The following is a 23,378-nucleotide window of genomic DNA, read 5'->3' as shown; positions in this document are numbered from 1 at the left end:
TCCAGGCGCTCCGTACAGATCCTGGAGCCTACCGGGTGTCGCCCTGGCCACGGAGTTTCGAATTCTCCGCGAAAATCGGCGAAACTATGTCCCGAGATATCGTTCTCGCGGCGCGGTCGCTTGTCGCGCGACGATGTCTCCCGCCCTGCCACCGGCCGGACGGGCCTGATCAGCTATTTTGCACCGCCGATGAACTGCGAGCACACGCAAGTGGTGGTGGGGAGGACTCGGTGGTGAGGTCGAACGGATCTGGTTCGATGCTGCGCGCCGCGGCGATGGTGGCGCTGCTCACGCTGACCTCGTGCGCCCTGCTTCCCGGCGAGCGGCCGGCCGCCGAACCTCCCCCGCTGGTCGTCGACACCGCCGGGACGTGGCGGCCGAACCTCGCGGTCTCCGTGCCCGACTCGCTGGCCGCCGATTTCACGCAGCTGCAGCCGCAGCTGGCCGGACAGGTCGGCATGGCGATCATGCCGGTCGGCGGCGGCCGGATGACCATCTTCGGCGACTGGGCCAGCGGCATCGCGTGGTCGACGATCAAGGTGCCGCTCGCGATCGCGGCGCTGCGGCACGACCGGCAGGAAGGCATTCTGCACGAGGTGGAGGCCGCCATCACCTGGTCGGACAACGCCGCCGCCGACGCACTGTGGCAGTCGCTCGGCGACGGGCTGGAAGCCGCCAAGGCGGTGCAGGACGTGATCGACGAAGCGGGTGACGCCACCACCGGTGTCGCGGGGCCGCGCACCACGCTGGACTACACCTCCTTCGGCGGTACCGAATGGACGCTGGCCAACCAGGCCCGCTTCGCGTCCCGGCTGCCGTGCCTGCCCGAGACGTTCCACGTGACCGAGCTGATGACGGAGATCACGCCCGAGCAGGCGTGGGGTCTCGGCGTGCTGGAGGGTACGGCGTACAAGGGCGGCTGGGGGCCGGACGACGCGACCGGGGTCTACACCGTCCGCCAGTTCGGCCTGGTTCCGGTACGGTCCGGCATGATCGCGGTCGCGCTCGCGGCGCAGGCCGATTCCGGCTCGTTCGACGATGCCACCACCATCCTGAGCCGCATGGCGCGGCTGCTCGGCCGTCACCTCGACGAAGTGCGCGGCGGGTCATGTCCGCCGCTGTGAACCCGGATCAGCCCGGAGTGACCAGGCCGGTCTCGTAGGCCAAGACGACCGCCTGGGCGCGATCGCGCAGGTTCAGCTTCGAGAACACCTTGGACACATGGGTTTTCACGGTCTGCTCGGCCACGAAGAGGGTCTCGGCGATCTCGGAATTCGACATGCCCTTGGCGATCAGCTCCAGCACCTCCCGCTCACGCGGGGTCAGCGCGGTCAGCTGCGATGCCTGCTTGGCCCGCGCGGCGCCGCGTCGGCGGGTGACATCGGCGATGAGCCTGCGCGTGACGGTCGGCGCGAGCAGTGCCTGGCCGTCGGCGACCACCCGCACCGCACGCACCAATTCCTCGGCGGGCGCGTCCTTGAGCAGAAATCCGCTGGCGCCGAGGCCCAGTGCCTCGTAGACGTAATCATCGATGTCGAAGGTGGTGAGCATCAGCACGCGCACCGGCGGGTCGAACCCCGCGGCCAGGATGGCGCGGGCCGCGTCCAGTCCGTTCATCTCCGGCATGCGCACATCCATCAGCACCACGTCCGGACGCAGCCGCTTGGCCTCGGCCACCGCGACCTTCCCGTCCGCCGCGTCGCCCACGACGCTGATGTCCGGCTGAGCCGCGAGCAGCGCTCCGAACCCCTGCCGGACCATGGCCTGGTCGTCGGCGATCAACACGGTAATTGCCACCCGCCCACCCTAATTGCCTCTCGCGCGTACGCGCTGTCCCATTCGCCCGATGAGCCCGCATCCGGGTCCGCCTCGCTCGCGGCGAGGTCCTCTCACGAAAGCTGCCGAACTGTCGGCGGATCGCCGTCTACCTGGCACGTCGTAGCTCGGAACCCGCCCTGCCGCGCTCGACTCCTTGGTGCGCCGCGTAGGCGCACGATCTCATCGCGTTCGACCTACCGTGCCGACGCCGCATGCGTCGGTGCGGCGGCGTCGCTCGGCAGTGCGAGTGGGAGGCGGGCGCGGACTTCGAAGCCGCCATCGTCGCGGGGACCGGCCGAGACCTCACCGCCGACGGCCACTGCCCGCGCCTGCATGCCTGCGATGCCGTGGCCACCGTTGGCCGCCGGTCGGGCGGGTGCGGCTCCCGGACCGTTGCCTACCGTGAGCAACAGGTCCGCACCGCGGACGAGCCGCACGTGGACCGGGGCTCCCGGTGCGTGCCGAGAGGCGTTGGACAGCGATTCCTGGGCGATGCGATAGAGGGCGAGGCCGGTGGTCTCGGGGATCGTGTCCAGCGCGCCATCGACCGTCCAGGTGACGTCGACCCCCGCACGTCGCGCGCCCTCGAACAGGCCGACCACGTCGGCGGCCTTCGGCTGCGGCGCGTGCTCGGGCAGCTGGCCGTCGCTGCGCAGGACGCCGAGCATGCCGCGGATCTCGTTGAGCGCCTCGCGCGCCGTGGCGCCGATCGACTCGAACTCGGCGCGAGCGGCCGGGGTGACGCCCTCGACCCGGTAGGGAGCGGTCTGCGCCTGCACCACGACCAGGGACATGTGGTGGGCGACCACGTCGTGCAGGTCGCGGGCGATGCGCGCCTTCTCCTCCAGGATGGTCCTGCGAGCCCGCTCGAGTTCGTTCTCTTCCTCCTGGCGCACCAACTGCCGCCGCGACAGCGCCAGCCAGCGGATGAGCAGGCCGAACAGCACAAGTGCCGCGAGCGCGATCGGCCAGCCCCACGCGGCGTTCGCGAACGCGTCCCCTTCGCCGGGCATCGCCGTCGCGAACAACAGCGCCGTGGCCCCCCAGGCGAGCGCGACGATCTGCCCCGGCGCGCGCAGCGCCACCGCGAACAACAGCACCAGCAGGCTCAGCACGTGCACGACCTGGAACGGCAGCTCGTTGTCGGGCTGATGCGGAATCGCCAGCGAGATGACCAGCGCCGAGCCCGCCGAGATGGCCCAGCCCAACGCCGGGTTGATCCGCACGAGCAGCACCGGGAAGGCGGCCAGCGCCGCGATGAACGGCTGCGCGGCCGGGGGCACCGCGTGGGTCAGATGCAAGGTCGGCCACGCCACCGCGTACAAGATCAGCCCGACCAGCAGTGTGCCCAGATCGAACCAGGTCCGTGCGTCCAGTCGCCGCGCCCGGGCACTACTTCGCCGGTTCATGCTGTGTCCCCTTTCTGCCCGAGTAGGCCCTCCGTGGTCACGCTCCGCTGCCGTCTCCGGTCCCGACCGCTCATTCCTACGACACTAGAAACCTCCAGCTCATCGCGCCCTCATACGCAGGAGTGATTTCGGACGCGGTACCCCGGTACGAGACGGTGCCACGGGCTCCCCCGACGGCCCGGGGCGCGAAACCTTCCCGGGCGTGAGGCGCCCGCGCGAACCGGGTCCCTAACGTCATCGCCATGAGCACACCGACCAGCGCAGGACCAGTGACCCGGTCCGCATCGGCCGCAGGAGCCCGAACCCGTTCCGCCGCAACCCCTTCCACTTCCGGAGCGACGCGACGCTACGCGGCGTTGACGGCGACGGCATTGACCACCATGGCGGCGACGGTGTTCCTCGCGCCCGCACCTCAGGCCGCCGCGGCGGCCGCGCCGATCGAGAGCGCGCAGGCCGTCGCCGCCGTCGCCGAACTCGCCGCGGATGGCCCCGGTGCGCTCAGCACCATCCCGCCGGACTTCGTCGCTTCGTTCGGCTACCGTCCGAGCGCGGTGGACGGTCTCGTGGTCAATCCACGAGGTGACTGTTCCTCGCCGGTGACCCTGCCCGCGGAGTTCGATACCGCGTGCAAGGCCCACGACCTCGGCTACGACCTGTTGCGCTACGCCGAGCAGCGGGGCGAGCCGCTGGGGCCGTGGGCGCGGCAGGCCTTGGACGCGATGCTGGACCGGCACATGCACCAAGCCTGCGCGGCCCGCGTCGATCCGTTCTCCCGCGCCCGCTGCGATGCGATGGCGTCGATCGCGAACACCGCCGTCGATCTGAACTCCCGTCGGCAGGACTACGGCGCACCGGTGGTCGAATCCATGCTCGGCGCGGCGGATTCCGATTCGACGGCGAGCTGGAAGCTGCTCGGAGTGCTCGGGGCCGGAATCGCCGGACTGGCTGCCGTTCTCACCGTGCGCAACCGGCAGCGCGGGGTCGCGTTCGCGATCGGCTCGGCGAATGCCATTGCCGAAGCAGGGGTCCCGAGATGACCGTTTCCGCTTTCGCGGCGCCCCAGAATCGTCGCCGCTGGGCTATGACCACACTGCTCGATGCGGGGCGCCGAGCCCTGCCGCCACGGATCGGCACGACACTCGGGACCGGGATCGGCGTGCTGGCATCGTTGGCGCCCGGACTGCTCCCCCGTACGCCCAGCGCGCAAGGCGTGCTGACGGGGCTCCTCGCGGCGATCACGCTCGGCGTCGCGGGAGTCTTGCGCGTCGTCCTGCGGCGGTGGGCTGTCGACATCAATGAGCGCCAGGGCTGGGTGCGGCTGCCCCTGCTGATCGCGATGTCGGTGCTGGTCGTGGGCGCGGCGGCGAACGCGGGCCACTGGCAGAACCGGCTGCGCGCGGCGATGGGGACCCCGCGGATCGGGACCGACTACTGGTTGCGGTGCGCGCTCGGCGCGGCGCTCATCATCGGCCTGTTCGTCGGCGCCACCCGGTCGATCGCCTGGGCCCTGCGCAGACTGAGCTGGGCGCGAGGAGTCTCGCTGATCGCGGTCGTGGCGATTCTGCTGTATGTCGTCGGCATGCCCGCTGTGGTCGGGTGGCGTGATTCGGTGTATGCCGGTGCCAATGCCGAGCTGGATCCGACTCTGGTGCGGCCGGTTTCGCGTACCGGGTCAGGCAGCACCGCGTCGGCGGTGAGCTGGTCGTCGCTGGGCGCCGAGGGACGCAAGTTCGTGAGCGACGGGCAGGTGCGGGCGGTGCGGGTCTACGTCGGGGTGGCTTCGGCGCCGGACTTGGAGAGTCGGGTCGCCCTGGCGATCCGGGAACTGGAACGTTCGGGCGGCTTCACCCGCTCGCATCTGGTCGTCACGGTGCCGACCGGGTCTGGGTGGATCGACGCCAACGCCGTCGCGGGACTCGATGAGCGCTTCGACGGTGACGTCGCACTGGTCGGGCTGCAGTACTCCTACCTACCGAGCTGGGCGACGTTCGTGTTCGGCCGCGAAGCCGCCGTGACCGCCGCGCGCAGCCTGTTCACGGCCGTGGAGAACCATCTCCAGGGCCTGACGCACAAGCCGAGGCTGTATATGTACGGCCAGAGCCTCGGCGCGCTGGGCGGCAACGCCGTCTTCGCCGACGACACCGACCAGGACAGCCGCACCTGTGCGGCGCTGTGGGCCGGGCCCCCGGCCGGCCAGGTCCATCGCGGCGGCGCCACCGTGCTGGCCAACACCTCCGATCCGGTGATCCACTGGTCGCTCACCCAGCTCTGGCGCGCGCCCGACCTGACCGGCGCCCGCACCGACGCTCCGGTCCCCCGGTGGCTTCCGCTGATCAGCTTCGCGCAGACCACGGCCGACCTGCTCGCCGCGCTCGACGCTCCCCCGGGTCACGGCCATCGCTATGGGACCGACCAGGGCACTGCGATGGGCGGCTGCTGACCCGCTCGGCGCGGACGCACAGCCATCCTTCGTAGAACGTGTTCTAATTCCTTCATGGCCTTTGTCATCGATCTCGCCGTCGACATCGACGCCCCCGCCGAGCTGGTCTGGCAGGTGGTCACCGACTTCCCCCGCTACGGCGAATGGAATCCCTTCGTCACGGAGTGCCGCAGTTCCCTGGTTCCCGGCGAGCCGATCGACATGCTCGTGCACGTCTCCGGTTCCAGCCCGCGTAAACAGCGCGAGTGGATCCGTTCCCATACCCCCGGCCGCGAACTCAGCTATGCGATGAAGCCGGTTCCCCTGGGCGCGCTGCACAGCCTCCGCTCACACACCGTGACGCCCCTCGCGGACAACCGCGCCCGGTACGAGTCGCACTTCGAACTCGGAGGATGGCTACATCCCGTGGTCGTCGCGCTGCTCGGCAAGAACCTGCGCCGCGGTTTCGAGGACATGACCGAAGGCATCCGGAAGCAAGCCGAGTCGCTGCGAGCCTCCTGATCGAGACATGCTCGGCGTCCGCCCCCGCATACAGCCCTCGCCCTGCTAGCGAGTTCCGGTGCAGCGTGGCACGTTCCAGGGAGCCGGGCAGCGGGTGACCGAGTTTCCGCGGGCGACCGACGCACCATCGCGGCCGGGCATCACGCCCGCAGATACGCCAGCGCAGCCTCCAGCGCCACGTCGGCATAGTCCTTGGTGAGTCCGCCGAGCCCCAGCGACCACCGCATTTGCGTAGGGCCGAGCAGCAGGTCGACAGCGAAGTCGAGATCCAGGTCGGCGCGCAGTTCACCCGCGTCGACGGCGGCGGCGAGCCGATCGGCGATGGCGGAGCGCTGCGGCAGCAGCAGCCGTTCGCGATAAGCGGCGCCCAGTTCGGGGTCCTGCTGGATCTCGACGTACATCGCCCGCAGGAAGGATTCGAAACCCGGATCGGTCATAGCGGCGATCGAGCCGCGCAGCAACTCGCGCAGGTCGGCCTCGACGTCGCCGGTATCCGGCAGGGCGGGACCCGCAGGGCCGGAATCGGATTCGAGCATGGCGTCGAACACGACCGCCCCCTTCGAGGGCCACCAGCGGTAGATGGTCTGTTTGCCGACACCCGCACGGGCCGCGATCGCTTCGATGCCCAGCTTCGCGTAGGGCAGTTCGCGGATCAGCTCGGCGGCGGCAGTGAGGATCGCGGCGCGGGCCCGTTCGCTGCGCCGCGCGACGGAAGGAGTGTCGGGCATGCCGCCACTCTAGCAGACGACGAGACGATACGTCTCGTCTTGACAAGCCCGGGTTTGCTTGGCATCGTTCTCAAACGAGACGGATCGTCTCGCTACGAAAGGATTCTTCGTGACCAGAACCTGGTTCATCACCGGCGCCAACCGCGGGCTCGGCCGAGCATTCACGACCGCCGCGCTCGCCGCGGGCGATCGTGTGGTCGCGACCGCCCGGAATCCGGAGTCCATGGCGGAACTCGCCGATGACCGGCTGACCGTGCTGCCCTTGGACGTGCGCGAACGGGAGGCCGCGATCGCCACCGTGGACAAGGCGTTCGCGCTGATGGGCACAATCGACGTGATCGTGAACAACGCGGGTTACGGCCTGGTCGGCGCGCTGGAGGAACTGACCGAAGCCCAGATCCGCGACCAGATGGACACCAATTTCTATGGCGCGCTCTGGGTTTCCCAGGCGGCGGCGCCGCACCTGCGCGCACAGGGCTCCGGGCACATCGTGCAGATCTCCACGGTCGGCGCCGTGGGCAGCCTCCCGCTGTTCAGCATGTACAACGCGAGCAAATGGGCGTTGGAAGGGTTCAGCGCCTCGCTGGCCGACGAACTGCGCCCGTTCGGTGTCCGGGTCACGCTCGCCCAGATGGGCGGCTTCGACACCGACTGGGCCAAGTCGAGCATGCGGTTCGCCACCGGTATCCCGGCCTACGAAGACCTGCGTAGCGCCGTCCTCGGCATGCCGGACTATCCGACGAAGGCGCCCGCCGACGCCCCGGCGACCGCAACCAGCGGCACGCCGGACGGATCCGAACCTGCGGCCGTTCCAGGGGAATCCACCACTCGCGGAGGCGAATCAGCGGATCTCGCCTCGAGCGACGCGCCCGGCACCGAGACCGAGTGGATCGAGGCGTCCCCGGAGATCGGCGCCGCAGGCTTGATCGAGCTCGTGAACATGCCGAATCCACCGCTGCGCAAGGTCATCGGCCCAGGCGCGCACCAGATGGTGGCGATCGCATTGGACCAACGGCGCCAGGACTACGTGACCGACCCCGAATTCACCTGGCCCGTATAGCCGCGCGCTGCTCCCCACACTCGGTCTCGCAAAGCCGCTCGGTTCCTCGCTGCCTAGGCGAGGAATCCAACGGCTCTGCGAGGACCGGTACGTCAGGCGATGGGACCGCGCGCGGCTTCGTAGGCGGCGCCCACCCGGTAGAGGCGGTCGTCGGCGAGGGCGGGAGCCATGATCTGGAGGCCGACCGGCATGCCGTCGTCCTGGCTCAGACCGGACGGGACCGACATGGCCGGGTGCCCGGCCAGGTTGGTGGGCAGGGTGCACAGGTCCGACAGGTACATGGCCAGCGGGTCGTCGACCTTCTCACCCAGCTTCCACGGGGTGAACGGGCTTGTCGGCGAGACGAGCACGTCGACCTGCTCATAAGCCTTGTCGAAGTCGCGGGCGATGAGCGTACGCACCTTGAGCGCCTGGCCGTAGTAGGCGTCGTAGTACCCCGCCGACAGCGCGTAGGTGCCGATCATGATGCGCCGCTTGACTTCCGGGCCGAACCCGGCCGCACGCGTGGCCGCCATGACCTGCTCGGCACTGTGCTGCCCGTCGTCGGCGACACGCAGGCCGTAGCGCATGGCGTCGAACCGCGCCAGGTTCGACGACACCTCCGACGGCATCACCAGATAGTAGGACGGCAGCCCGTATTCGAAGTGCGGACACGACACTTCGACCACCTCGGCGCCGAGATCCTTCAGCACCGCCACCGCGGCGTCGAACGAGGCGAGCACGCCCGGCTGATAACTGTCGGAGTGCAGTTCTTTCACCACACCGACTTTCACGCCACGCAGATCGCCGTTGGCCCCCGCGCGTGCGGCCGCGACAACCGGCGGCACCGGCACGTCGCGGGAGGTGGAATCGCGTGGGTCGTATCCGGCGATCACCTCGTGCAGCAGCGCGGTGTCCAGCACCGTCCGGCCGCACGGACCGCCCTGGTCCAGCGACGAGGCGCAGGCGACCAGGCCGAAGCGGGACACCGTGCCGTAGGTCGGCTTGGTCCCGACGGTCGCGGTGACGGCGGCGGGCTGGCGGATCGACCCGCCGGTGTCGGTCCCGATGGCCAGCGGCGCCTGGTTCGAGGCCAGCGCGGCCGCGGAACCGCCGCCCGAGCCGCCCGGGACGCGGGTGGTGTCCCACGGGTTGCGAGTCGGGCCGTAGGCCGAGTTCTCGGTGGAGGAGCCCATCGCGAACTCGTCCATGTTGGTCTTGCCGAGGATCGGGATGCCCGCGGCGCGCAGTTTCGTGGTGACCGTTGCGTCGTACGGCGACACCCAGCCCTCGAGGATCTTCGACGCGCAGGTGGTGGGCATGTCCGTGGTAGTGAATACGTCCTTGAGCGCCAAGGGAACTCCGGCCAGCGGCGAGGCGGGCGGGGCGCCCGACGCGATCGCGGCGTCCACCTCCGCCGCGGCCGCCAGCGCCTGCTCCGGCGCGACATGCAGGAAGGCGTGGTATTCACCGTCGACCGCGGCGATCCGATCCAGATGCGCCTGGGTCACCTCCACCGAGGACAGTTCCCCGCCGTGGATTTTCTCGGCCAGCTCGGCCGCCGACAGCGTGGTCGGACTCATTCGGCTTCTCCCAGGATCTGCGGCACCAGGAACCGCTGCTCGTCCACCGCGGGCGCGCCGGACAGCGCCTCCTGCGGGGTCAGGCCTGGCACCACCTCGTCGAGGCGGGTCACGTTGGTCGCCGGGTTCGGCGACGCGGTGGCCGGGACGTCGGCGGCGGCGACCTCGGAAATGGTCCGCACGTGGCTCAGGATCGAATCCAGCTGTCCGGCGAACTGATCCAGTTCGGCGTCGGACAGGGCGAGCCGGGACAGCCGGGCGAGGTGTGCGACCTCGTCGCGGGAGATGGCGGGCACCGCGGGACCCCTTTCGGCTTTCGGTTTCAACAGGTCACACCGGCTCCGCTGGCAGCGGACGGCGTCGGCATGCACGACAGGCAACAGCATGCGTGACACGCAATAGCGTGCATGCCATACCCATACCTTAATGGGCACAGCCGGACGTAGTCCGTCGCAGCCCGGAGCGGGCCGAACGAGGCCGAGGCATCCGCCTGATCACCGGCGACGACCGTCCCTCTGGCATCTGCGCTTCGTCCGTCCGAGCGGGACGATCCGCGCGAGCAGGCACCTGGCAACCGGGTCCGCATCGCGACACGAATCCCCCGAATAGCCCGACACGCCGCTTGTGCGCGAATCCGCCCAGTGGCGTGTGTCACTGGCGGCACTTCGACTCGATAACCGGCCCGTAGGGGTGTAATTATTGCGTTACCCGGGTATCCGTTCAGAACCTCGGCCGCCCAAGGAAAGGAACGCGCGTGTCGTATCTGCTCCGCGTGCAACTTCCGGATCGACCGGGAAGCCTCGGCGCACTCGCCCTCGCACTCGGATCCGTCGGCGCGGACATCCTGTCCCTCGACGTGGTGGAGCGCGGTGCCGGCTACGCCGTCGACGACCTGGTCGTCGAGGTGCCCGCGGGCGCACTGCCCGACACCTTGATCACCGCCGCCGAATCGATCGGCGACGTGCACGTGGATTCGATCCGCCCCTATTCCGGCGTCCTCGACACCCACCGCGAACTCGAACTCATCGATCATGTGGCCAGCGCCCGCGACGACCGATTGCAGGTGCTGGTCGACGGTGTGCCCCGGGTGTTGCGGGTCGGCTGGAGCACGATCATCGACGTCGGCCCGCAGGGCGCCTACCGGGTGGTCGGAAGTCCGAGTGCGCCGCAGACACAGGCGGGTTCGGCGCCGTGGATGCCGCTGGAGAAGCCCAGCGCGCTAGATCCCGAGGCCGACTGGGTGCCGCAGATCTGGCGCGACATGGACACCAAACTGGCCGCCGCCCCACTCGGCAATACCGGCAAGGTGCTGCTGCTCGGCCGACCGGGCGGCCCCGACTTCCGCCCCTCCGAAGTAGCCCGGCTCGGTTATCTCGCGGGGATCGTCGCGACCGTCCTCGGCTAGTTCCGGACGGGCGCTCACCTGGTTCTGCCCCGCGCTTCCTGGTTTCGCCGCAGTGCCGCCGGATCTTCGAGGAGTCGACAGCGTCCGCGGGTCCGCATCCGAGGCGGCTGCCGGGCGCGATTGCCCACACCCCGCTCACCGTGCACAAGACAATGGGCACCCGGTCACGAGACTCGATCCGAGGATTCTCGAGCGTCCGGGTCGAGCGGTAGCCGCAGGACGTGCAGCGGGTGCCCGAGGCTGGTGCGCCAGTCCCGGCTCGGGATAGGCAGGAAGCCGAGACGGTCGTAGATCCGGCGCGCCTCGACCATGGCAGGCATGGTCGTGAGCGCAACGGCGGCGAATCCTTCCGCTCGAGCCAGATCGATCACGCTGCGCACCAACGATGTTCCGGCGCCGAGACCGCGCCCGGACTTCGCGACGGCGAGCATTCGGAACTCCAGCTCACCCGGCAGCGCGGTCTCCGCGTAGGGGGTGCCGGGACGTGCGACGGTGAGGGAGCCGACGATCCGATCGGCATGGGTGGCCACGAGAATCCGGGTCGACGCCGCGCGGCGGGCCGGATCGGCCAACTCGGCGACATACGGGCTGGCCGCGCGGACATAGCCCTCGCCGACGTAGACCTCCACCGTCAGCTCGCCGACCGCGTCGTACTCTTCCGGCCGCGCCATCCGGACGACGACGCGGGTGTCCCGCACATCCATACCCGGCATGATGCCACCGGCCATAGCGGGGGCTACGTCACGTCCGTCCGGCTCCCTCGCCCCGACCCGCACGGTCATCGATCCGTCCTCTCCTGCCCCGACAATCGTTCGACCTGCTCAGCCGGGTTGGGAGATCTGCCACCGTTCGGGTTTGCCCGCCGGATAGACGACGGTGAGCAGATCGCCGACTTCCGGCCAGCGGGAGCTCGTGTCCCAGGTGAAGCGGCCGTAGACGACTGTGCCGGGGACCGAAGGGCCGGTGAGTTCGCCGGTGATGGTCACGTACTGCTCGCCCGGCGCGTCCGGGCGCGGGCTCACCCCGGTGACGAACAGCGTCCCCAGCTCCGGGTTCGCCGGCCGGGCGCCCTTGCGGCCGCGGAGAGCGAACACGATCAGCGACACCAGCACCGCGGTCAGGATTACCAGCGAGGCGAACTCCAGCATGTCCCCATGCTAGGGGCGTGCTACACCGGCGCGAGCTCACTGGTGCCGTTGGCGGTGCGGCGGACCTGCCAGACCGAGCTACGGGTCCGTGCCGAGCGTCCGTTGCCCCGATCGATGAGCATGCGGTTGTCCGTGGTGAAGATCAGCTGCGCGCCATGGGAATTGGTCTCGGGGTTCTGGAACAGCTGGATCAGCCGGTCGGTCTCCTCGGCGGGCAGGCACGCGCCGATATCGTCGACGGCGAGGACGCGGCCCGCGTCCAGCGCGTCGAGCATGGCGGGGAGCACCCGCAGCAGCGACAACGTCGCGGATGATTCGTCGCCGATCTCGAACGGGTTGGCGATGCCGTCGTGGACCAGGCCGAGGCCGACGCCGCGCCGGGCCACCATCCGTGTGTACAAGGCGTCGCGCGCGGCCTTCAGGTTGGTCAGCTCACGTTCGAGCAGGACACCGGTCAGGCCGTTGTCGCGCAGCAGCTGGTCGGCGTAGCCGGGCGAGGTGGCGCACAGCTCGACCTGTTTGGCCAGCCCGGCGATGTCCGCGTCCAGTTCGCGCAGGTAGTCGGCATACATCGGGTCGTTCTCGGCGATGAGCAGATCGGTGATGCCCAGCTCGGCGGTGCGCAGCAGCATCAGCAGCCGGGCGGCGTTCTCCGGCGACCGGGACAGGTGACTGCCGAGCCGGTGCGCGATGGCGTCCGGCTCGGCGGGGCCGCGCTGCACCTCGAGCATGGAGTCGAACCACCGGTACGCGGGCACCAGCGCATCGGAGTACATCTGCCCGGCGAGACTGAGCAACAAGGCGTTCGGACGCACCAGCGGCACCAGCGCGGCGATGCCGTAACGCGCCGCCTCGAACATCGGCCCGATCTTGATCTGTTCTCCGCTGCGCTCGAACACGATTCGCTTACGCGAGCGCGGGTGGGTGTGCAGCCATTCCGCGGTCACATCGGCGTTGTCCAGCCGGAAGCCGTAGGTGTAGGGCACACCCTCGGCGACGAACGCGGCCACGAATTCCGAAGGCCGATCCGGGAATCCGAGATGTGGCGCCCGCACCGGGCCCGCGTACGGGTCCCATCCGGTGACGGAGTGCAAGACCGCGTCCCGCATCTGTGCGAGCGCATCGATCAGGTTCGTCTTTCCCGCCGCGGCGCCGCCGTGAACGGCGGTCACCGGCACGGCCACCGGCCCGCTCCCCCTGGTGAGCCGCAACTCCTGCTTGTCGGCCAGCGATCTGTGATTGGTCACCTGAAAACTGCGCAGCATGCCGCCATACTTCCGTCTGCGCCGCGCCGCGGCGACACCAGGCCGGTGGCACCCGCGATCCGCCGGTGTTCACGACTCGCGCGCGGGTGCACGCGCTATGACCACGGACGCCGACCAGCCGTCGGGCGCACCGCTCCGGGGACCCCGAGACCTGATGACGGCCGCGTCCGCGCAGAACAAACCTGCTTCCGCGACCGATGGCTCCTCTCTCGGCGGCACGGTACCCTGAGCGCATGACCGGGGCTTCGATCGCCTACCGCTGGACGCGCAGCGAGTTCCTGCGCGCGTGGGAGGCGGGCGCGTTCGACCATCGCGTCGAACTCGTCGAGGGGGAGGTATGGCCGGTGGTAATCGGGTCTTGGCACGGCCGAGCAGTGTTCCGCATCGCGCGGAAGCTTCCGACCGACGGTGTCGAGGTGACCAGCGAGACGTTACCCACCGCCCAGTCCCTGCCCGACCCTGATTGCTGGGTCCTGCGCGCCGACGCGGATCAGGTCGATTCGATCGGCTCGAAGATCGCCGTCTGGGATCCGTCCGACGTACTCCTGGTCATCGAAATCTCCGACGAGACGGTGATGCAAGACCTCAGCGTCAAAGCGAAATTGTATGGCCGCGCTGGATACTCGGCCTACTGGGTGGTCACGAAGACGGTGATCTACGAGCACACCGAACCGACAGCCACGGGGTACCGGACGCGCAAGGAGTACCGGCCCGGCGACCACATCCCGGTGCACTACGCAGGCACCGAACTCGCCGTGGACGACCTGCTGTTCGCCGGGTAGCGCACACCCATCGCCAGGACAACTGCCGTGATAGCGGGTTAGCATGCCTGCACGCTGCGGTCATTCTGCGGCGTACTGCCGAAGTTGTTCGATGAGATGAGGGTATCGATGGAACCGACGGTTCGTCGTCTTGTGGTCGGAAGCTCCGTCGTCGCCGCGCTCGCGCTGGGCTCGCTGGTCGTGGCGCCGGACGCGGTGGCCGACGCGCCGTGTCCGGATGGCACCGCGCGCGTGTTCCTGGCCAACAGCACGAACACCTGCCAGGGCGGCGGGACGGTCAGCTACGACCCGCCCGGGGCGGTGTCGAAGGTGTGCTCGACGCCGACCGCCGACGTGTCCGCCGAGGCCACGTTCAAGAATCGCCGCGGGAAGCTGATCACCCAGAAGCTCGACCTGAGCGACGGCCGCTGCGGACGGTTCGACATCGCGGGCCAACTAGGTGCCACCGTGACGGTCAGCTGAGCTGCCTATCCACGCCGAACAGCAGAGCGCTGTCGCCGAACTCGTGCCACAGATAGCCGGTATCCATGGCAACGGCATAGGCCGCGGCGACGGTTTCCTCGCCTGCCACGGCGACCAAAAGATCCAGGTGTGACGCGCCGGGAGCGTGCCACCCGGTGATCAGTCCTTCGACCACCCGAGCCGGTCGGTCTGCTCCGAGCACCAGATCGGTCCAACCATCGGCCGCGTGCACCAGACCGGACGGGTCGGCGACGGTCTCCAGCGCGCGTGTCACCGTCGTACCGACCGCGACAATGCGGCCACCGGCGGCTCTCGTGGCGTTCACCAGTCCGGCCGTCGAGGCGGTGACGACGAACCGTTCCGGGCTCGGCGGCTCCCCCGACTCCGGTGAGGAAACTCCCGTGTGCAGAGTGATCGGCGCGAATGCGATGCCCGCGGCGATCAGATCCAGCACCAGATGCTCCGTGAACGGACGGGCCGCACTGGGCATTTCCGCGCTGCCCGGGATCCTGCCGAACACCGTCGAGTAGTAGGACGCCGACCACCGATGCCGCACATAGGAATACGTGATCGGCCGCCCGTGCGCGGCCAGCAACCGGGGCACGTCGGTGGTGACGTCGGCGATCCATAGCCGCCGCGCACCGGGCAACCACGGCGTGCACAGGGTCGCCGCGGCGCCCGGAAGTCGCAGCACGACCCCGGGCACGAGTCCCTCTGCCGGATAGGGAGTGCGCTGGGTAGTGCGCACCTCCACCACCCAGCGGCCGTTGTCCAGCCAGGTGGAGAAGTGCAGCACGACCGGCTCGCCGTCGAGCGTGGCATCCACCGCCGACGACATGGTGGCCGAATTGTTCACCACCACCAGGTCGCCCGGACGCAACTGATCCGGCAGCTCGCGGAACCGAACGTGGGTCAGCTCGGAGTCGGCGACGAGCAGCCGGACCTCGTCCCGCGCCGAGCCCCGCGCCTCGGGCGGGGTGGCGGCGTCGCGCTCGCGTGGCAGGACGAAGGACGGCCGGTCGGCCTGCACCGTCATGACACCCGCCCGACCGTGAAATCGGCCGCGGCGTAACGCCCGCTCTTGGGTTTCTCCGCCAGCAGCCGCAACAGAGCGGGCACCACCGTGTCCGGTTCCGGCCGATCCGAGATGTCGACGCCCGGGAACGCTGCCTGGTGCATCTCGGTGCGCATATCACCCGGATCGAACGCGTAGATCGACAGCTCCGGATGCTCCGCGCCCAGGATCGCGGTGAGGTGATCGAGCGCGGCCTTCGACGAGCCATACCCGCCCCACTCGGGATAGGGCTCCAGCGCGGCGTCGGAGCTGATGTTCACCACGCTGCCGCCGGAGCCGAGCAGGGGCAGCGCGAACTGCAGGATGGCCAGCGGCGCAACGATATTCGTTCGATACACGTGCTCGAGCTCATCGAGCGGATAGTCGACGAGACGCGGCAGCGGACTCGGCCCGAGCCTGCTGGCGTTGTTCACCACAAGAGCGAGTTCACCCGCCCCGCGCGCCGTGGCGGCCAGCCGCGCGCGGTGGCCCGGGTCGGTGACGTCGCCGGGAATCGCGACGAATGCCGTGCCCAGTTCGGCCGCCACGGTCGCCAACCGGTGGGCGCGACGCGCGGTCCCGAGCACTTGCCATCCCTGTCCGATCAGCGCCCGCGCGAGCGCCGAGCCGAATCCGGCCGATGCGCCGGTGATCAGAGCGGTCGGCTGAGACATGATGACCTCCTGGTAGTCGCCCTACCAGTCGATCCTGATACCTCAACGTATCTTCAGGTCAAGCGCCGGTCACTCCTCGGCTTCGGCGTCTTCCGCCGCCGTCTCCGGCGCCACCGCCGCGGGACCGCCGTCCAGCAGCCGCCGGAACCCGTCCTCGTCGAGGATCGGCACCCCGAGTTCCTCCGCCTTGGCGGCTTTGGATCCCGGCGCATCGCCCACCACCACGAACGCGGTCTTCTTCGACACTGAGCCGGCGGCCTTGCCGCCGCGCATCAGGATCGACTCCTTGGCGCCATCCCGGGTGAAGCCCTGCAGCGAACCGGTCACCACGATGGACAGGCCCTCGAGATTGCGTTCGATGGATTCGTCGCGTTCGTCCTCCACACGCACGCCCGCGTCCCGCCACTTCGCCACGACCGCGCGATGCCAGTCGACGGTGAACCATTCCGAGACGGCTGCCGCGATGGTCGGGCCGACGCCGTCGGCGTCGGCGAGTTCCTCGACCGACGCCGACTGGATGCGGTCCAGGCTGCCGAACTCGGCGGCCAGCGCACGCGCCGCGGTAGGGCCGACGTGCCGGATGGACAGGCCGACCAGAACCCGCCACAACGGCCGGTCCTTGGCGGCGGCCAGATTCTCCAGCAGACGTTTGCCGTTGGCCGACAAGCTGCCGTTCTTGTTGGCGTAGAGCGAGGTGGTGAGCAGCGCCGCCTCGTCCATATCGAACAGGTCGCCCTCATCGGTGATCGCGCCGGATTTCAGCAGATCGATCGCGGCCTCGTAGCCGAGCGCCTCGATGTCGAACGCGCCGCGGCCCGCCACGTGGTAGACGCGTTCCCGCAGCTGAGCCGGGCAGTACTGCTGATTCGGGCAGCGGATGTCGGCATCGCCCTCCTTCTCCGGCCGCAGTTCGGTGCCGCACTCGGGACAGTGCGTCGGCATGACGAACTCGCGCGCGTCCTCGGGGCGTGCGTCCACTACCGGGCCCAGCACCTCGGGAATCACGTCGCCCGCCTTGCGGATGGTGACCGTGTCACCGATCAGCACGCCCTTGCGCTTGACCTCGGCGGCATTGTGCAGGGTGGCCATCGCGACCGTGGATCCCGCGATGGCCACCGGTTCCATCACCGCGAACGGCGTCACCCGGCCGGTACGGCCGACGTTCACCTGGATGTCCAGCAGCTTGGTCGTCGCCTCTTCGGGCGGGTACTTGTAGGCGATCGCCCAGCGCGGAGCGCGCGACGTGGAGCCGAGCCTGCGCTGCAACGCGGTCTCGTCGACCTTGATCACCTGGCCGTCGATCTCGTGCTCGATGTCGTGCCGGTGCTCGCCCCAATAGGCCACCCGCTCGATCACCGCGTCGATGCCCTGCACCCGCCTGGTGTGCTCGGACACCGGCAGGCCCCATGCCGCGAGCGCGCGGTACGCATCGTACTGCGAGGTCGGCGTGTAGCCCTCCATCCGGCCGAAGCCGTGGCAGATCATCCGCAGCCTGCGTCGCGCGGTGACCGACGGGTCCTTCTGCCGCAGCGAACCGGCGGCCGTATTGCGTGGATTGGCGTACGGCGGCTTGCCCTCGGCCACGATGGCGGCGTTGAGAGTCTCGAAATCCTCCAGCCGGAAGTACACCTCGCCGCGGACCTCCAGCAGATCCGGGATCGGGAACTCGTCGCTGGGCGTCAGCTCGCCGGGGATGTCATCGATGGTGCGGGCGTTCAACGTCACGTCCTCGCCGGTGCGCCCGTCGCCGCGGGTGGCGCCGCGGACCAGGCGCCCGTGCTGGTAGACGAGGTTCAACGCGACGCCGTCGATCTTGACTTCGCATAGGTAGTGCAGGTTCGGCCCGGTCTCCGCCTCCACCCGGGCGGCCCAGGCGCGCAGCGCGTCGATATCGAACACGTTGTCCAGCGACAGCATCCGCTCCAGGTGATCGACCGCGGTGAAATCGGTCGCGAACCCGCCGCCGACGAGCTGGGTCGGCGAATCGGGCACGAGCAGGTCGGGATGCTCGTCCTCCATCGCCTGCAACCGCCGCAACAGTTCGTCGAACTCGCCATCGGAGATGATCGGCGCATCCCGCACGTAGTAGCGGAACTGGTGCTCACGCACCTCGTCCGCGAGCCGCTGCCACTCCACCCGCTGCTCCGGCGTCGCCGGGACCGCCGCACTGTCGCTGTCACTCACCCATCGCACATTAGCGGAGGCCACCGACAGGGCACCGCCATGTTCCCGCACGTCGCCGCCCTCGACGGCACAGAATCCGAACGGTTCGTTTTCACGTGGGACCGCGGCGAAAGACCCGCCGACCGGGCGCCCCGCGGTGCCGCTCGCCCAGTCGAGGAAACCCCGGGGCACTACACCATCGTCAGGCAGTGACCCGGAATCACGGATCGCACGACGCCGGTTGCCGTCGTCATCTTCCACGGCGGAAAGCACGGTGTCACCCTGCTCCACACCGCGGCCGGGCACCGGACCTCACCGGGCGCCGGACCTCAGGAGAACGAAAGCTCTTCTGGCTCTTCGGCATACGCCCGTGCGACGTCATTGGCCAGACGGAGTGCTCGGCGACCCCACTCCAGCGAGCCGCCCGCCAAACCGCAGGCGGGACTGACCGCCACCCGCTGCGCCAGCGTCCTGCGGGCGAAGCCGAGCCGATCGATCAGCCGGACACCCGGCTCGGCATAATCGCGCCAGGTCGTGCCGGTGGCCGGTGCGTGCGTCGGAACGACGCCGAGCACCAATTGCTTTCCGGCTTCGAGGGTTTCCCCGATTTCGTCGAGTTCACGGGTGCCGATCGTGTTCAGGTCGAAGCCGATCGCGGCGGCGGCACTGCGGCGCAGCAACCCCAGCGCGGGCGGCTCTGCGCAGCTGTGCACGAGCACCGGGGCAGGCTGGCCCGTGATCACGGTGTCCAGCACGGCGAGCGCTTCGGGCTCGGGCAGGGCGCGCACGGTGTTCAGCACGCTCACGCCTCGCAGCGAGCCGTCGAGCACCACCGTCGACAATGGTTCGTCCAGTTGCAGCACGACCTGCGCGCCGAGCCGCTTGCGCACCTCGGCGACATGCTGGGCCAGCCCCTCGGCCAACGACTCCGAAAGGTCCCGCACCGCACCGGAATCGGTGAGCACGCGATGTCCGCCGGGCAGCTCCAGCTGCGCGGCCAAGGTCAGCGGGCCCACCGCCTGCACCTTGACCAGGCGGCCGCGGCCGGACAAACCGGCGTTCTCCCACGCTTCCTCGAGCGCGTCGAGATCGGTGCGCAACAGGTCATGGGCCCGCCGCGAGACGGCTCCCGGGCGCGGTGCGAGCCGGTAGCCCCGCGGCGTGGTGTCGAAACGCAGGTCGACCAGGAGCGCGGAGGCACGCCCGATCAGGTCCGCGCCCGCGCCGCGATCCGGCAGCTCCACCAGGTGTGGCAGTTCACCGAGTTCGCCGATAATGGTCGCGGCGGCTTCCCGCGGATCGGCACCCGGCCAGGAGCCGACTCCGGTAGCGATTCCTCCCCGTATGCGCATGGGCTCGGTCACTGCGTCCGTCTCGCCGTCTTGTGCCGCGCCATCCGTGCCGGTCTCCTGCACCGCTGCCGTACTCCGTCCGTTCGATTCCGCCATTACCGGACTCCGCCGACTTCAGCGGTGACACCGGCCTCCCCGTTCCCTGTCACCGAACCGGACAGGTCGAGCGACGGCACCGGAAACCTACCGCGCCGCAGCCCGGTCCGGATCACCGCGCCGCCTCGGACCCCGCTTCGCTCGTGACGGGCTCGCGCGCGGTGCCGGAGATGGTCCCGCTGCCGATCACCTCGTCGCCCTCCTGATCCGGACGGTAGAGCACCACGGCTTGACCCCGCGCGACGCCGGTCAGCGACTCACGCAGGCGCACGGCCAGCCCGCCGTCCACCGCCTCGGCCACCGCGGGCGCGGTGCCGCCATGCGCGCGCACCTGCACCACGCAGTCGATCGGGCCCGCGGGCGCCGAACCCGAGGTCCAGATGGCGCGCTCGGCCTCGACCGCCCAGACGCGCAGGTCGTCGGCCGAACCGACGCGGACCATGCCGGAATCGGGGTCGATGTCGGTCACGTACCGCGGCTTGCCGTCGGCGGCGGGGCCGGGCAAACCGAGACCCTTGCGCTGGCCGATGGTGAACCCGTGCACGCCCTCGTGCTGCCCGAGCACCTGACCGTCGGCGTCGACGACCGCACCGGGCCGGATGCCGATCTTCGCGCCGAGGAAGGCGCGGGTGTCGCCGGAGGGGATGAAGCAGATGTCGTGGCTGTCCGGCTTGTTCGCGACGGCGAGCCCGCGCTCGGCGGCCTCGGCGCGGATCTGCGGCTTGGGGGTGTCGCCTACCGGGAACATCGCGCGGGAGAGCTGCTGCGCGGTCAGTACCGCCAGCACGTAGGACTGGTCCTTGTCGGCGTCGACGGCGCGGCGCAGCACGCCGTTGTCCAGGCGCGCGTAATGGCCGGTGACCACCGCGTCGAAGCCGAGCGCCAGCGCGCGGTCGGCCAGCGCGGAGAACTTGATCTTCTCGTTGCAGCGCAGGCACGGATTCGGCGTTTCGCCCGCCGCGTAGGCGGCCACGAAATCGTCGATCACGTCCTCCTTGAAGCGGTCGGCGAAATCCCAGACGTAGAACGGGATGCCGAGCACGTCGGCGGCGCGCCTGGCGTCACCGGCGTCCTCCTTCGAGCAGCAGCCGCGCGACCCGGTGCGCAACGTGCCCGGTGTCGCCGACAGCGCCAGATGCACGCCGACCACCTCGTGACCGGCGTCGACGGCACGCGCCGCCGCCACGGCCGAATCCACACCACCGCTCATCGCGGCGAGTACCCGCATCAGACACCTCCTTTCGCACCGGCCAGACCCGCGGCCTTGGCCCGCTCCACCACCTGCGGTAGTACTTCCAGTAACGCGTCGACGTCGGCGCGGGTCGAGGTGTGCCCCAACGAGAAGCGCAGCGACCCGCGCGCCTGCCACGGTTCGACGCCCATGGCGATCAGCACATGACTCGGTGTGGCCACGCCCGCGGTGCACGCCGAACCGGTCGAGCATTCGATCCCGGCCGCGTCCAGCAGCATCAGCAGCGAGTCCCCTTCGCAGCCAGGGAAAGTGACGTGCACGTTGCCGGGCAGGCGCCGCTCGCCGAGAGGTCCGTTGAGCACCATGTCCGGGGAAGTCGCGCGGATACCCTCGATCAGCGCGTCCCGCAAGGCCACCAATTCGACTGTGCGCGTAGGAAATTCGATCGCCATCTGGCGCAGCGCGGCGGCCAGGCCGACGGCCGCGGCCGTGTCCGAGGTCCCGGATCGCAGATCGCGCTCATGCCCGCCGCCGTGCAGCAGCGGGACGCACGGCACCTGCCTACCCAGCAGCAGCACGCCCACACCATGCGGGCCGCCGACCTTGTGTCCGGCGAAGCTCGCCGCGGACAGGCCGCTGGCCCCGAAATCGATCGGCAATTGGGCGGCCGCCTGTACCGCGTCGCTGTGCATCGGCACCCCGAATTCCTGGGCGACGGCCGCCAGTTCGGCGATCGGCTGGATGGTCCCGACCTCGTTGTTCGCCCACATGACGGTGACCATCGCCACGTCGTCCGGGTTCGCGGCGAGCGCGGCACGCAGCACACCGGGCGTCACCACGCCCTCGGCGTCCACCGGCAGCCAGGTGACGTCCGCACCCTCGTGCCGCTGCAACCACTCCACGGCGTCGATCACCGCATGGTGCTCGATCGCGCTGGCGATGATCCGGTTGCGACGCGATTCTTCGGCGCGGCGCGCCCAGAAGATCCCCTTGATCGCCAGGTTGTCGCTCTCGGTGCCGCCGGAGGTGAAGATGACCTCCGAAGGCCGGGCGCCCAAATCGGCGGCGATCGACTCGCGCGCCTCCTCCAGCACCCTGCGGGCGGCGCGACCCGAGCCGTGCAGCGACGACGCGTTCCCCGTCGTGCGCAGCGCAGCCGTCATCGCCTCGATGGCCGCGGGCAGCATCGGTGTGGTGGCCGCGTGATCGAGGTAGACCGTCTGGGGCGCCGCACCGTTGACCGGACCCGAAAAAGCCGACTTCATGACCGATAAAGCCTATCCCACCGCTGACCTGCACATCTTCGGGGTATCCTCCGCCGCCCTACGATTTGTCTACGATTCACCCACGATCCGCAACCCGCTGACCGCCCTCCGATATTCCCGAAGCCCGCGCCGCAACGGACCGCCGGGGTCGGTGCGCCGTCCTCGCGGTCGCCGATCTCTGCCGTGCATTCTCCAGGTCCGGCCGGCGGCACGCTGCGCGCACGAAGCACGCAGCGGGCATCGCAGGCAGATCTGCATCGATTGCATCCAGATCTCGGGAGTCCCGGTGCCGAGGTCCCATCGCTCCGGTTGTTCGGCGCACGGTAGCCGGCGGTGCGGTGGCCTGAACATCGGAGCTGTCATGGCCGCTCGTTTCGTGAGACTCGGGGATATGTGACGGACGAGTTCGACGTCGGCGGGGCGGGTGGTCGAAGCACACTTCCAGACTCGGGGCTTCGGCGCATGAGTGGGTACTAGGGAGATCCCTGCATCCGATCACCGACATACAGCACTGCCGCGTCACTTTCGTCACCGGCGGCACCACCGCGCTCGGTGCCACGATCGCCCGCGGATTCGCCGACCGGGATGCACAGGTCGCCGTGATTGCCGCCGAAACCCCTGCCATACAGCACAATTCGCCGCCGAGTTGATCGAGCGCGCAGAACGGCACGAGGCCGTCGCGCCGGCGCCCGGACGACTGTCGACGCACCGTCGCCGATGTCATCCCCTGGACGCCTGGACTTCCTCGTCGACGACGCCGGGATCACCGGAGACCGGACTGCGGTCGACATGAACGAAGGCGCCTGGAACACCGGGCTCGCGGTCGATCTGTCCGGTGCCGCCATCTGCCCGAGCACCCTCACCCTGTCACTGATAGCTGGCTATTTCCCGACCACTCGTGCGCACGCGACAGGAGTGGTCGCCCCGAGGGATGCCTCGTGGCACAGGGCACATCAATCCATCCACACCTATTGAATGCGCCGCTATATAGCGGTACGTTGT

The 23,378-nt window shown here is 69.5% G+C and carries 23 protein-coding genes; 9 read left to right on the top strand and 14 right to left on the bottom strand.

The features are described 5' to 3' along the window. Positions 1-230 precede the first annotated feature (230 nt). The gene (locus OHA40_RS24600; protein WP_330229248.1) at positions 231-1,124 is read left to right on the top strand and encodes a hypothetical protein; all 894 of its coding nucleotides are present in this window, start codon (positions 231-233) and stop codon (positions 1,122-1,124) included. Positions 1,125-1,131: 7 nt separating this feature from the next. Here OHA40_RS24600 and OHA40_RS24595 read toward each other — a convergent pair whose 3' ends face one another. Next, complete coding sequence (locus OHA40_RS24595) at positions 1,132-1,797, bottom strand: response regulator transcription factor (protein WP_330229247.1); 666 nt, start codon at positions 1,795-1,797, stop codon at positions 1,132-1,134. A 215-nt stretch (positions 1,798-2,012) separates the two neighbouring features. Further along, positions 2,013-3,227: a sensor histidine kinase gene (locus OHA40_RS24590; RefSeq protein WP_330229246.1), complete on the bottom strand. Its 1,215-nt coding sequence runs from the start codon at positions 3,225-3,227 to the stop codon at positions 2,013-2,015. A 242-nt stretch (positions 3,228-3,469) separates the two neighbouring features. On the opposite strand from OHA40_RS24590, the gene OHA40_RS24585 reads away from it, so the two are divergent. From OHA40_RS24585 to OHA40_RS24575, 3 genes are read left to right on the top strand one after another with little or no spacing between them, the layout of a single operon-like run. Next, positions 3,470-4,264 carry a hypothetical protein gene (locus OHA40_RS24585; protein ID WP_330229245.1) on the top strand — a complete coding sequence of 265 codons (795 nt, stop codon included), beginning with the start codon at positions 3,470-3,472 and terminating at the stop codon, positions 4,262-4,264. Next, entirely contained in the window at positions 4,261-5,667 is a 1,407-nt protein-coding gene (locus tag OHA40_RS24580; protein WP_330229244.1) for an alpha/beta-hydrolase family protein, read from the top strand. Before OHA40_RS24585 ends, OHA40_RS24580 begins: the two co-directional genes overlap by 4 nt. Before the next feature lie 54 nt (positions 5,668-5,721). Continuing rightward, complete coding sequence (locus tag OHA40_RS24575) at positions 5,722-6,168, top strand: SRPBCC domain-containing protein (RefSeq protein WP_330229243.1); 447 nt, start codon at positions 5,722-5,724, stop codon at positions 6,166-6,168. A gap of 140 nt (positions 6,169-6,308) precedes the next feature. On the opposite strand, the gene OHA40_RS24570 is transcribed toward OHA40_RS24575, so the two are convergent. Further along, a complete protein-coding gene (locus OHA40_RS24570; protein ID WP_330229242.1) occupies positions 6,309-6,896 on the bottom strand; it encodes a TetR/AcrR family transcriptional regulator in 588 nt (195 codons plus the stop codon). A gap of 109 nt (positions 6,897-7,005) precedes the next feature. Here OHA40_RS24570 and OHA40_RS24565 point away from each other — a divergent pair, with 109 nt between their 5' ends. Beyond that, positions 7,006-7,956: an SDR family NAD(P)-dependent oxidoreductase gene (locus OHA40_RS24565; RefSeq protein ID WP_330229241.1), complete on the top strand. Its 951-nt coding sequence runs from the start codon at positions 7,006-7,008 to the stop codon at positions 7,954-7,956. Positions 7,957-8,048: 92 nt separating this feature from the next. Here OHA40_RS24565 and gatA read toward each other — a convergent pair whose 3' ends face one another. Continuing rightward, positions 8,049-9,518 (bottom strand): Asp-tRNA(Asn)/Glu-tRNA(Gln) amidotransferase subunit GatA, encoded by a 1,470-nt coding sequence (gene gatA / locus OHA40_RS24560; protein WP_330229240.1) that lies wholly within the window; start codon positions 9,516-9,518, stop codon positions 8,049-8,051. Continuing rightward, the gene (gatC, locus tag OHA40_RS24555) at positions 9,515-9,814 is read right to left on the bottom strand and encodes an Asp-tRNA(Asn)/Glu-tRNA(Gln) amidotransferase subunit GatC (RefSeq protein WP_330229239.1); all 300 of its coding nucleotides are present in this window, start codon (positions 9,812-9,814) and stop codon (positions 9,515-9,517) included. Before gatC ends, gatA begins: the two co-directional genes overlap by 4 nt. A gap of 458 nt (positions 9,815-10,272) precedes the next feature. Between gatC and OHA40_RS24550 the strand changes: the two genes are divergently transcribed. Beyond that, complete coding sequence (locus OHA40_RS24550; protein WP_330229238.1) at positions 10,273-10,923, top strand: amino acid-binding protein; 651 nt, start codon at positions 10,273-10,275, stop codon at positions 10,921-10,923. 164 nt (positions 10,924-11,087) lie between these two features. Here OHA40_RS24550 and OHA40_RS24545 read toward each other — a convergent pair whose 3' ends face one another. The 3 genes from OHA40_RS24545 to OHA40_RS24535 all read right to left on the bottom strand — a co-directional run bounded on the left by OHA40_RS24545 (position 11,088) and on the right by OHA40_RS24535 (position 13,336). Beyond that, entirely contained in the window at positions 11,088-11,627 is a 540-nt protein-coding gene (locus OHA40_RS24545) for a GNAT family N-acetyltransferase (RefSeq protein WP_442944076.1), read from the bottom strand. A gap of 117 nt (positions 11,628-11,744) precedes the next feature. Further along, complete coding sequence (locus OHA40_RS24540; RefSeq protein ID WP_330229237.1) at positions 11,745-12,071, bottom strand: hypothetical protein; 327 nt, start codon at positions 12,069-12,071, stop codon at positions 11,745-11,747. Positions 12,072-12,091: 20 nt separating this feature from the next. Next, positions 12,092-13,336, bottom strand: a complete 1,245-nt coding sequence (locus OHA40_RS24535; RefSeq protein ID WP_330229236.1) for an AAA family ATPase — start codon at positions 13,334-13,336, stop codon at positions 12,092-12,094. 233 nt (positions 13,337-13,569) lie between these two features. Between OHA40_RS24535 and OHA40_RS24530 the strand changes: the two genes are divergently transcribed. Beyond that, positions 13,570-14,118 carry a Uma2 family endonuclease gene (locus OHA40_RS24530; protein WP_330229235.1) on the top strand — a complete coding sequence of 183 codons (549 nt, stop codon included), beginning with the start codon at positions 13,570-13,572 and terminating at the stop codon, positions 14,116-14,118. Positions 14,119-14,226: 108 nt separating this feature from the next. Beyond that, positions 14,227-14,580, top strand: coding sequence for a hypothetical protein (locus OHA40_RS24525; RefSeq protein ID WP_330229234.1), 354 nt, complete (start codon positions 14,227-14,229; stop codon positions 14,578-14,580). Here the strand turns inward: OHA40_RS24525 and OHA40_RS24520 are convergent. The 6 genes from OHA40_RS24520 to OHA40_RS24495 all read right to left on the bottom strand — a co-directional run bounded on the left by OHA40_RS24520 (position 14,573) and on the right by OHA40_RS24495 (position 22,376). After that, positions 14,573-15,616 carry an S-adenosylmethionine:tRNA ribosyltransferase-isomerase gene (locus OHA40_RS24520; protein WP_330229233.1) on the bottom strand — a complete coding sequence of 348 codons (1,044 nt, stop codon included), beginning with the start codon at positions 15,614-15,616 and terminating at the stop codon, positions 14,573-14,575. The two genes, OHA40_RS24525 and OHA40_RS24520, sit on opposite strands and share 8 nt — an antisense overlap. After that, positions 15,613-16,308: an SDR family NAD(P)-dependent oxidoreductase gene (locus tag OHA40_RS24515; RefSeq protein ID WP_330229232.1), complete on the bottom strand. Its 696-nt coding sequence runs from the start codon at positions 16,306-16,308 to the stop codon at positions 15,613-15,615. The genes OHA40_RS24520 and OHA40_RS24515 overlap by 4 nt, the downstream gene beginning before the upstream one ends. A 69-nt stretch (positions 16,309-16,377) precedes the next feature. Next, positions 16,378-18,492: an NAD-dependent DNA ligase LigA gene (gene ligA / locus OHA40_RS24510; protein WP_442943806.1), complete on the bottom strand. Its 2,115-nt coding sequence runs from the start codon at positions 18,490-18,492 to the stop codon at positions 16,378-16,380. Between the two features lie 308 nt (positions 18,493-18,800). Then, positions 18,801-19,823 (bottom strand): methionine synthase, encoded by a 1,023-nt coding sequence (locus tag OHA40_RS24505; RefSeq protein ID WP_330234349.1) that lies wholly within the window; start codon positions 19,821-19,823, stop codon positions 18,801-18,803. A 208-nt stretch (positions 19,824-20,031) separates the two neighbouring features. Beyond that, positions 20,032-21,147, bottom strand: a complete 1,116-nt coding sequence (gene mnmA, locus OHA40_RS24500; protein WP_330229231.1) for a tRNA 2-thiouridine(34) synthase MnmA — start codon at positions 21,145-21,147, stop codon at positions 20,032-20,034. Beyond that, complete coding sequence (locus tag OHA40_RS24495; RefSeq protein WP_330229230.1) at positions 21,147-22,376, bottom strand: cysteine desulfurase family protein; 1,230 nt, start codon at positions 22,374-22,376, stop codon at positions 21,147-21,149. The genes mnmA and OHA40_RS24495 overlap by 1 nt, the downstream gene beginning before the upstream one ends. Before the next feature lie 717 nt (positions 22,377-23,093). Here OHA40_RS24495 and OHA40_RS24490 point away from each other — a divergent pair. Beyond that, on the top strand, positions 23,094-23,351 hold the full coding sequence (locus OHA40_RS24490; protein ID WP_330229229.1) for a hypothetical protein: 258 nt from the start codon (positions 23,094-23,096) through the stop codon (positions 23,349-23,351). Positions 23,352-23,378 lie beyond the last annotated feature (27 nt).

The sequence above is a fragment of the Nocardia sp. NBC_00508 genome, from assembly GCF_036346875.1.
GTDB lineage: Bacteria > Actinomycetota > Actinomycetes > Mycobacteriales > Mycobacteriaceae > Nocardia.
The sequence above is the reverse complement of the archived record's forward strand: the minus strand, read 5'-3'. Positions and strand labels throughout refer to the sequence as shown.